The organism is Actinomycetospora sp., assembly GCF_055612215.1.
The window spans coordinates 1-7,915 of the sequence record NZ_JBVPVA010000890.1 but is presented as its reverse complement, the minus strand read 5'-3'; the positions used below and the strand labels follow the sequence as shown (position 1 = coordinate 7,915).

Sequence of the window (7,915 nt, the reverse complement as noted above, 5' to 3'; positions counted from 1 at the left end):
GTACGCGCTCGCGCTGCTCGATGGCGGTGCGATCTCGGTCGACGTCGCGTTCGCGTTCCTCGAGCAGCCCGGCATGGTCTCACGGGCCTCCTACGGGCCCGACGACGTCCCGGTCCTGCGTTCGGCGGTGGAGGCGGCGGTCGAGCGGTTGCGCCACTCGGGGTTCGCGCCTCGGCCCTCGCCACGCGTCTGCGCCGACTGCGGCGCCCTCGACCGGATCTGCGCCGGGACGCGGCTGCCGTGAGCGCCGACAGCGAGCGGCGGCGCATGTCGATCGTGCTGCGGCGGCTGCGCGGGGCGTACCCGGAGGCGCAGATCGCGCTGCGGTTCCGGACGCCGTGGGAGCTGCTCGTCGCGACGGTGCTCTCCGCCCAGACCACCGACGTCACCGTCAACCGCGTGACCCCGGCGCTGTTCGCGCGGTACCCGGACGCGGCCGCCTACGCCGGCGCCGACCGCACCGAGATGGAGGAGATCCTCCGCCCGACCGGCTTCTACCGGGCGAAGACGAACTCGGTGATCTCGCTGGGCCAGGCGCTCGTCGAGAAGTTCGGCGGTGAGGTCCCGGGCCGGCTCGCGGACCTCGTCACGCTGCCCGGCGTCGGCCGCAAGACCGCGAACGTCGTGCTCGGCAACGCGTTCGGCGTCCCCGGCATCACCGTCGACACCCACTTCGGCCGGCTCGCCCGCCGGTGGGCGTGGACCGACTCCGAGGACCCGGTGGAGGTCGAGAAGCAGGTCGGGACGCTCATCGAGCGCAAGGACTGGACGATGCTGTCCCACCGCGTGATCTTCCACGGCCGCCGCGTCTGCCACGCGAAGAAGCCGGCGTGCGGGGCCTGCTCGCTCGCGAAGGACTGCCCCTCGGCCGGGATCGGCGAGACCGACCCCGCCAAGGCCGCGAAGCTCGTGAAGGGCCCGGAGGCCGATCACCTCCTCGCCCTCGTCGGTCTCGAGCGGTGACGCGCACGGAGGTCGGGTCGACCCTGCTCGTGGTGGTGCTGGTGATCGTCGGGATCATCGCCCTCTGGCCGCGGGACCCCAGCGCGGCGACGCCGCAGAGCGTGCCCAGCGCCGCGCCCACTGTGCGCAGCGATCCCGCCGAGCTCGCCGACGCCCGGACCCGCGCCGCACTGGACCCGTGCCCGACGCCGGCCCCGGGCACCGCCCCGGCCGGGGCGCCGCTCGCCGGGCTCGCCCTCGACTGCCTCGGGGCGCCGGGCCGGGTCGACCTCGCCGCCGCCCTGCCCGGACGGACCACGCTGGTCAACCTCTGGGCCTCGTGGTGCGGCCCGTGCCGGCAGGAGATCCCGGCCCTCACCGCCTACGGCCAGGAACGCGGCACGGCCACCGTGCTCGGGGTCGACGTCGCCGACGACCCGGCCGACGCGCTCGCGCTGCTCGACCAGCTCGGCGCGCACTACCCCTCGGTGTCCGACCCCGGGCAGACCATCGCGCGGCGCCTGGGTGCCGCGCCGGTGCTCCCCGCGAGCGTCGTCGTCCGTCCCGACGGTTCGGTGGTCCCGCTGCCCCCGCAGGTGTTCACGACGTCGGCGCAGGTGCGCGACGCCGTCGACGCCGCGGTCGCGAAGGCGGCCGGGTGAGCACCCTGCTGCGCCCGGACGAGGCGCCGTCGTGGCTCGCGCCGCTGGTCGACGGGTGCGGGCGCGCCTCCGCGGACGACGTCCCGCTGCGGCGGCGCCCGTCGGACGACGCGGCGCGCGAGGCCGCGGTGCTGCTGCTCTTCGGCGAGTCGGACGCCGACGGCCGGCCCGACCTGCTGCTCACCGAACGCGCGCCCGAGCTGCGCGCGCACGCCGGCCAGGCCGCGTTCCCGGGGGGCGGGCTGGAGCCCGACGACGGCGAGGGGCTGGACGCGCGCGTCGTCGCGGCCCTGCGCGAGACCCAGGAGGAGACCGGCGCGGACCCGGCGGGCATCGTGCCGCTGGTGACCCTGCCGGCGCTGACGATCCCGGTCACCGGCTTCGCCGTGACCCCCGTCGTCGCCTACTGGGAGCACCCCGCACCGGTCCGCGTCGTCGACCCGGGCGAGACGGCCGCCGTCGTCCGCGTCCCGCTCGCCGAGCTCACCGACCCGGCCCGCCGGTTCATGGTCACCTCGCCCGGCGGCTACCTCGGACCGGCCTTCGCCGTGCGGGGTCTGCTCGTGTGGGGGTTCACCGCCCTGGTCCTGTCCTGGGTCCTGGACCTCGCAGGGTGGACCATTCCCTGGGACACCGGGGACGTCCGCGACCTCGGTGAGGCGTGGGCCCGCCGGGGTGACGACCAGGCGGCGCAACGCCGCGAGGGCCAGGCGGACCAACGCCACCACAACGAGGCGGCCCGCCGCCGCGAGGGAGACGCGATCCGATGAGCTGGGTCGACATCGTCGTCGTGCTGCTCGCGATCGCCGCGGCCATCTCCGGCTGGCGGCACGGGCTCGCGGTCGCCGCGCTGTCCTTCCTGGGCGTCATCGGCGGCGCCCTGCTGGGGCTCAAGATCGCTCCGCTGGTCGTCGGCCTCTTCGAGGGCGACACCAGCCGCGTCGTGGTGAGCGTGCTCATCGTCATCGCGCTCGTGGCGCTCGGCGAGACGCTCGGGGTGTACCTCGGGCGGGCGGTGCGCGACCGGATGCGCCTCAACGCGGTGCGCACCGTCGACTCGACGTTCGGCTCGATCCTGCAGGCGATCACCGCGCTCGTCGTGGCGTGGCTGATCGCCCTGCCGCTCGCGACGTCGTCGAACGTCGCGCTGTCCTCGGCGCTGAAGAACTCCACCGTGCTCTCGACCGTCGACTCGGTGATGCCGGACCCCGTCCGGGCGCTGCCCAACGAGCTGCGCTCGATGTTCGACGCCTCCGGCTTCCCCGACGTGCTCTCGCCCTTCTCCTCGACGCCGGTGGCCGAGGTCCCGGCGCCGTCGCCGGAGCTCGTCAAGGACCCGGTCGTGCAGCGGGCGCGGGCCAGCGTCCTGAAGATCCGGGGCCGGGCGCCGTCGTGCTCGCGGGCCCTGGAGGGCACCGGGTTCGTCATCGGGGACGAGCGGGTCATGACCAACGCGCACGTCGTGGCCGGGACGAGCGAGGTGTCGGTGGAGGTCCCGAAGTCCGGCGGCGGCTCGCAGACCGAGGCGGCGCGGGTCGTCTACTACGACGAGCAGGTGGACGTCGCGGTGCTCGCGGTGCCGGGGCTGGAGGCGCGGCCGCTGCCGTTCAACTTCTCCGGGGCCAAGACCGGGGACAACGCGGTGGCGCTCGGCTACCCCCTCGACGGCCCGTTCTCCTCGAGCCCGGCCAAGGTGCGGCAGCGGATCCAGCTGCGCGGCCCGGACATCTACGAGTCCTCGACCGTGACCCGCGACGTCTACACGATCCGCGGCACGGTGCGCTCCGGGAACTCCGGCGGGCCGCTGGTGAACCCGCAGGGCCAGGTCATCGGCGTGGTGTTCGGCGCGGCCGTCGACCAGGGCGACACCGGCTTCGTGCTCACCGCCGACCAGGTGCGCGCGGCGCTGGACGCGGCGCCGGGGGCCACCGGGCGGGTGTCGACCGGGAGCTGCGCAGCCTAGGTGCCTCCTGGCGCGACGACACGGCTCACAAGCGACGCAGGAGCACCTCGGAGACGTGCCGCGGGACCTCCTGGTGCGGGAAGTGACCGGCACCGGGCACCGTCAGGAACTCGTGGTCCGGCGCCCAGCGGGCCGACGCCCGCGCCACGTCCTCGGGCACCCACGGGTCGGCGTCGCCGTGCAGCGTCAGGACCGGGACCTCGACGCGGCGGTCGATCGCGCGCGCGAAGCGGTGCCCGTCGGGACGCCCCTGGGAGCGCACCGCCCACCGGAAGTACTCCAGCGCGCAGTGCGAGGTGCGCGGCGTGAGGAGCGCCGCCGCGTGCTGCGCGGCGACCCGCTCGAACTCCGGCGCCGCGGGCCAGTCCGGCCCGGAGCCGGCGGCGAGGAATTCCCGCGCCCCGGAGCCTCCGTCGCGCCGCAGGGCTTGCTCGGGGAGGCGGGGCAGCTGGAAGAACGCGACGTCGCGCAGCGCGGCCGCGTGGCGCCAGGGGCGGCGGCGCACCGCGCAGCGCAGGGCCAGCGGGTGGGGGGTCGAGACGACGACGAGGCGGGACACCGCGCGGGGGTGCAGGGCGGCCACGGCCCAGGCGACCGCGCCGCCCCAGCCGGCCCCGACGATCGTCACGCGCCGGGCGCCGAGGGCCCGGACGAGGCCGGCCACGTCACCGGCCAGGGTCCACAGGTCGTAGCCGCGGGGCGGCCGGTCGGATCCGCAGTAGCCGCGCAGGTCGGGGGCGAGGACGTGGTGCCCCGCCGCCCCGAGCGCCGTGAGCTGGTGGCGCCAGGACCACCAGAACTCCGGGAACCCGTGCAGCAGCAGCACCGGATCGGGACCGCCGGGCGCCGGCTCCGGCCCGCACTCGGCGACGTGCAGCCGGATGCCGTTGGCCGACACCGCGCGGTGCCGCCAGGGACCCGGCAGCGTCGCCGGGTCGCCGTCGGCGAGGGAGGGCTCGCTCAGGCCGACGGCGGCGCGTCGGAGCGGCCGCGGCGCAGTGCCTCGACCGACTCGCGGGCCGTCTCGATCGTCCGCTCCGGCGCCCGGATCTTGCGGACCTTGAGGTACCCGAGGAAGCCGGCGATCCCGGCGATGACCAGCATGATCCCGAAGGTCACCGCGTAGCCGGCCCACTGCTGGCTCGGCCAGATGAGGTTGAAGGCCTCGGCGACGGCGAAGAAGAAGTAGAAGAGGCTGAACAGCGCGATGACCGCGGCCAGCACGAAGAAGATGCTGCCCTGCACCCCCTTCTTGACCTCGGCGGCGACCTCCTGCTTGGCCAGTTCGACCTCCGCGCGCACCAGCGTGGAGACGTGCGTGGTCACCTCCTTGACCAGCGTCCCGACGGACGCCTCGCCGTTGGTGCGCGCCGGTTCGGCGTTGAGCGGGATCGAGGGGACCACCGGCGGGTGGGGTCCTCCGGCGGACGACGGCGAGGTCACGGGCCCTCCTGGCGGGGGTCGGGTCGAGAGGGGGGACATCGTGCCACGGCAGCGGCGGGGCCGGGCCGGGACACGGGTGGTCGAGCCGTGACTTCCCGATCAACCGCGGCCTCAGTCATCCGACCGGGCAGCCGTCACTCGCCCGGCGACCGTCGCAGTGCCTTGCGCTGGCCCTGACGGCGCTTGGCCTCCAGTCGGCGCAGCTTCGCGCCCCGGCTGGGACGGCGGGCCTGGCGGGCGGGCGGGTCCGGCGCGAGGGCGTCGCGCAGGAGCGCGGCGAGCCGCCGCCGCGCGGCCTCGCGGTTGCGACGCTGCGAGCGGTGCTCCGAGGCCGTGACCGTCACCACGCGGCCCCCGACGAGGCGGGGCACGCGGGCGAGCAGGCGGGCGCGGGCGTCGTCGGGGATCCCGGGCGCCTCGGCGAGGTCGACGACGAGCTCGACCCGCGAGTCGGCGGTGTTCACGCCCTGCCCGCCGGGGCCCGAGGAGCGGGAGAACCGCCAGGTCAGCGCGGTGGCGGGCAGCACGACCTCGTCGGAGACCCGCAGGTCCCCGGTCGCGTCGTCGTCGCCGTCCACGCCTCCAGTGTCCCCGATCCGTCGAGCAGGCCGGCCTCCGTCAGCACGGTCTCTTCGCGGACACCGACGTCGGTTCTCCGTCGTTCATCGGCCCGCGCCGGCGCCTGGAACCATGGGAGCCATGACCGCCGCGACCACCGACCCGCTCGCGCCGCTGCTCGACCTGCCCGGGGTCGCGGAGGGCGCCGAGTCCGTCCGCCGCCACGTCGAGGCCGTCCACGCCCACCGCACCAACCGCCGCGGCTGGCCGACGACCGCCGCGGAGGCCGGTATGCGCGCCGCCCGCGCCTCCGCCGCGCTCGACGGCGGGAGTGCGGACCTCCCCGAGGACGGTCCGGTCACCGACCCGACGCTGGCCGGCGCACTGCGCGTCGCCGAGGCGCTCGGCGGGCTGCTGCCGACCTGGCGACGCGCCCCGCTGCAGGCACTCGCGAAGCTGCACGTGCTCGCCGCCACCGACCGGCTGCCCGAGTCCGACCTCGGACGGCCCCGCCCCGGCGCCTGGGTCTCCACGCGGCTGGACGCGCTCGCGGGTCTCGTCGTCGGGGGGACGTCGGTGCCCGGGCCGGTGCTGGTCGGCGTCGTGCACGGGGAACTGCTGGCGCTCTCGCCCTTCCTCGTGGGCAACGGTGTCGTGGCCCGCGCAGCCGCCCGGCTCACGGCGATCTCCACGGGGCTCGACCCGAAGGGCCTCGTCGTCCCCGAGGTCGGTCACCTGCGGGCGGCGACGGAGTACTCCGCCACCGCGCAGGCGTTCGCGACCGGGACCCACGAGGGCCTCGCGCAGTGGTTCGCGCACTGCGTCACCGCGTGGCGGACGGGTGCGAAGGAGGCGACGGGGATCGCCGACGCGGTCGGCTGAGGCCGATCGGCCTACCCCCGTGTCCCCAGCGGCACCCCCGGTCCCGGCCGTCCCCAGGGTCGTCGTGCGGTGTTCACCCGTGATCGGGTCGGCGAGCGACGCTCCCGTACGTGGACGGACGACGGGTGACGGTGTGGTGCGACGACGAGGACCTGCTCGACGAGGTGGTCCGGGTCGCCGCCGCGGCGGGGTGCGAGCTGGAACGGGTGCCGGACTCGGCCGCCCTGCGACGACGGTGGCCGGGCGCGTCGATGGTGCTGCTCGACGAGGCCGCAGCCCGGACGGTCGCCGGGGTGCGGCTCGGGCGGCGCGACGGCGTCGTGGTGCTCTGCCGGGGCGAGCCGCCGGGCAGCGTGTGGGAACGGGCGGTGGCGGTGGGCGCCGAGCACGTCGTGTCGCTGCCCGAGGGTGAGGACTGGCTGGTCTCGGCGCTCTCGGACACGGTCGAGGAGGGGGCGTCCGGGGACGGTCGGGTCGTCTCGGTGATCGGCGGACGCGGTGGGGCGGGGGCGTCGGTGCTCGCCGCGGCCGTCGCGGTGCGGGCCCACGACGACGGGGCCCGGGTCCTGCTCGTGGACTGCGACCCGCTGGGCGGCGGGCTGGACCTCGTCGTCGGGGCGGAGCAGGTCGAGGGCCTGCGCTGGCCGGGGCTCGCGCTGGGCGGGGGACGGGTCGCGGCGTCGTCGCTGCACGAGGCGCTCCCGACCGCTGAGCACGGCGCCCCGGCGCTGACGGTGCTCTCGTGCGACCGGCACGGACCCGGGCCGGCGCCCGAGGCGGCGCTCGCGGTCGTCGAGGCGGGCCGGCGGGCGGGCGACACGGTGGTGTGCGACCTGCCGCGCCACCTCACCGAGGCGGCGCTCGCGGTGCTCGACGCCTCCGACCTCGCGGTGCTCGTGCTGCCGGCCGAGGTCCGGGCGACGGCGGCCGGGTCGCGGGTGGCGCGCCAGCTCGCCGAGCGGGGCGCGGCGACGGCGGTGGTGGTGCGCGGGCCGTCGCCCGGCGGCCTGACCGGCGAGGACGTGGCGGAGGCGCTCGGCCTCGAGGTGCTGATCTCGGTGGAGGCCGAGCCGGGGCTGGCGGCCGCGCTGGACCGGGGGTCGGTGCCCGGCGTCCGGCGCGGGCCGCTCGCGCGGGCGGCGGCCGCGGTGCTGGACGCGGTGGAGCACCAGCGGGGAGGCCGGCCCGCGGCGGCGTGACGCCGCTCGATCGCGCCGCTCGATCGCGCCGCTCGACCGCGACCCGGTTCGCCGTGCTCGGTGGGCCGGGTCGTCGGCGTGCTCGCGGGCGGGCGCTGGTCCGGGTGGCGGAGCCGTCGGTCCCCAGTGGCAGGGCCGGCCGGGTTGTCCACAGGGGCTCGTGGTCGTGCTGGGGGTTCGGGGCGGTGGTCGGGCAGCGTCGTGGCGGTCGGGGAGGTTCGGCGATCCGGTGGCTGGGTGGCTCGGCGGGCCGGGAGGGTGGGCGG

10 protein-coding genes are annotated in these 7,915 nt (G+C 76.6%); 7 read left to right on the top strand and 3 right to left on the bottom strand.

Annotated features, from left to right (window positions below; translation table 11 throughout):
- The 5 genes from AC0CYZ_RS24220 to AC0CYZ_RS24200 all read left to right on the top strand — a co-directional run.
- A partial coding sequence (locus AC0CYZ_RS24220; protein ID WP_472220074.1) for a hypothetical protein occupies positions 1-244 on the top strand: 244 nt, incomplete at its 5' end.
- A gap of 23 nt (positions 245-267) precedes the next feature.
- Positions 268-963, top strand: coding sequence for an endonuclease III (nth, locus tag AC0CYZ_RS24215; RefSeq protein ID WP_472220076.1), 696 nt, complete (start codon positions 268-270; stop codon positions 961-963).
- Positions 960-1,604 carry a TlpA family protein disulfide reductase gene (locus tag AC0CYZ_RS24210; RefSeq protein ID WP_472220072.1) on the top strand — a complete coding sequence of 215 codons (645 nt, stop codon included), beginning with the start codon at positions 960-962 and terminating at the stop codon, positions 1,602-1,604. The genes nth and AC0CYZ_RS24210 overlap by 4 nt, the downstream gene beginning before the upstream one ends.
- A complete protein-coding gene (locus AC0CYZ_RS24205) occupies positions 1,601-2,374 on the top strand; it encodes an NUDIX hydrolase (protein ID WP_472220070.1) in 774 nt (257 codons plus the stop codon). The genes AC0CYZ_RS24210 and AC0CYZ_RS24205 overlap by 4 nt, the downstream gene beginning before the upstream one ends.
- Complete coding sequence (locus tag AC0CYZ_RS24200; RefSeq protein ID WP_472220068.1) at positions 2,371-3,567, top strand: MarP family serine protease; 1,197 nt, start codon at positions 2,371-2,373, stop codon at positions 3,565-3,567. Before AC0CYZ_RS24205 ends, AC0CYZ_RS24200 begins: the two co-directional genes overlap by 4 nt.
- Positions 3,568-3,592: 25 nt before the next feature.
- Here AC0CYZ_RS24200 and AC0CYZ_RS24195 read toward each other — a convergent pair whose 3' ends face one another.
- From AC0CYZ_RS24195 to arfB, 3 genes are all read right to left on the bottom strand, one after another.
- Entirely contained in the window at positions 3,593-4,465 is an 873-nt protein-coding gene (locus AC0CYZ_RS24195) for an alpha/beta fold hydrolase (protein WP_472220066.1), read from the bottom strand.
- 62 nt (positions 4,466-4,527) lie between these two features.
- A complete protein-coding gene (locus tag AC0CYZ_RS24190; protein WP_472220064.1) occupies positions 4,528-5,010 on the bottom strand; it encodes a phage holin family protein in 483 nt (160 codons plus the stop codon).
- Between the two features lie 134 nt (positions 5,011-5,144).
- Positions 5,145-5,588, bottom strand: a complete 444-nt coding sequence (gene arfB / locus AC0CYZ_RS24185) for an alternative ribosome rescue aminoacyl-tRNA hydrolase ArfB (protein ID WP_472220062.1) — start codon at positions 5,586-5,588, stop codon at positions 5,145-5,147.
- 121 nt (positions 5,589-5,709) lie between these two features.
- Between arfB and AC0CYZ_RS24180 the strand changes: the two genes are divergently transcribed.
- Both AC0CYZ_RS24180 and ssd read left to right on the top strand, forming a co-directional pair.
- Positions 5,710-6,450: an oxidoreductase gene (locus AC0CYZ_RS24180; protein ID WP_472220060.1), complete on the top strand. Its 741-nt coding sequence runs from the start codon at positions 5,710-5,712 to the stop codon at positions 6,448-6,450.
- Between the two features lie 110 nt (positions 6,451-6,560).
- Positions 6,561-7,649 (top strand): septum site-determining protein Ssd, encoded by a 1,089-nt coding sequence (gene ssd, locus AC0CYZ_RS24175; RefSeq protein WP_472220058.1) that lies wholly within the window; start codon positions 6,561-6,563, stop codon positions 7,647-7,649.
- The last annotated feature ends 266 nt before the right edge of the window (positions 7,650-7,915 follow it).

Coding starts and splice junctions, on each gene's coding strand:
- nth (WP_472220076.1), top strand. CDS start 268: ATGTCGATCGTGCTGCGGCGGCTGCGCGGGGCGTACCCGGAGGCGCAG.
- AC0CYZ_RS24200 (WP_472220068.1), top strand. CDS start 2,371: ATGAGCTGGGTCGACATCGTCGTCGTGCTGCTCGCGATCGCCGCGGCC.
- AC0CYZ_RS24180 (WP_472220060.1), top strand. CDS start 5,710: ATGACCGCCGCGACCACCGACCCGCTCGCGCCGCTGCTCGACCTGCCC.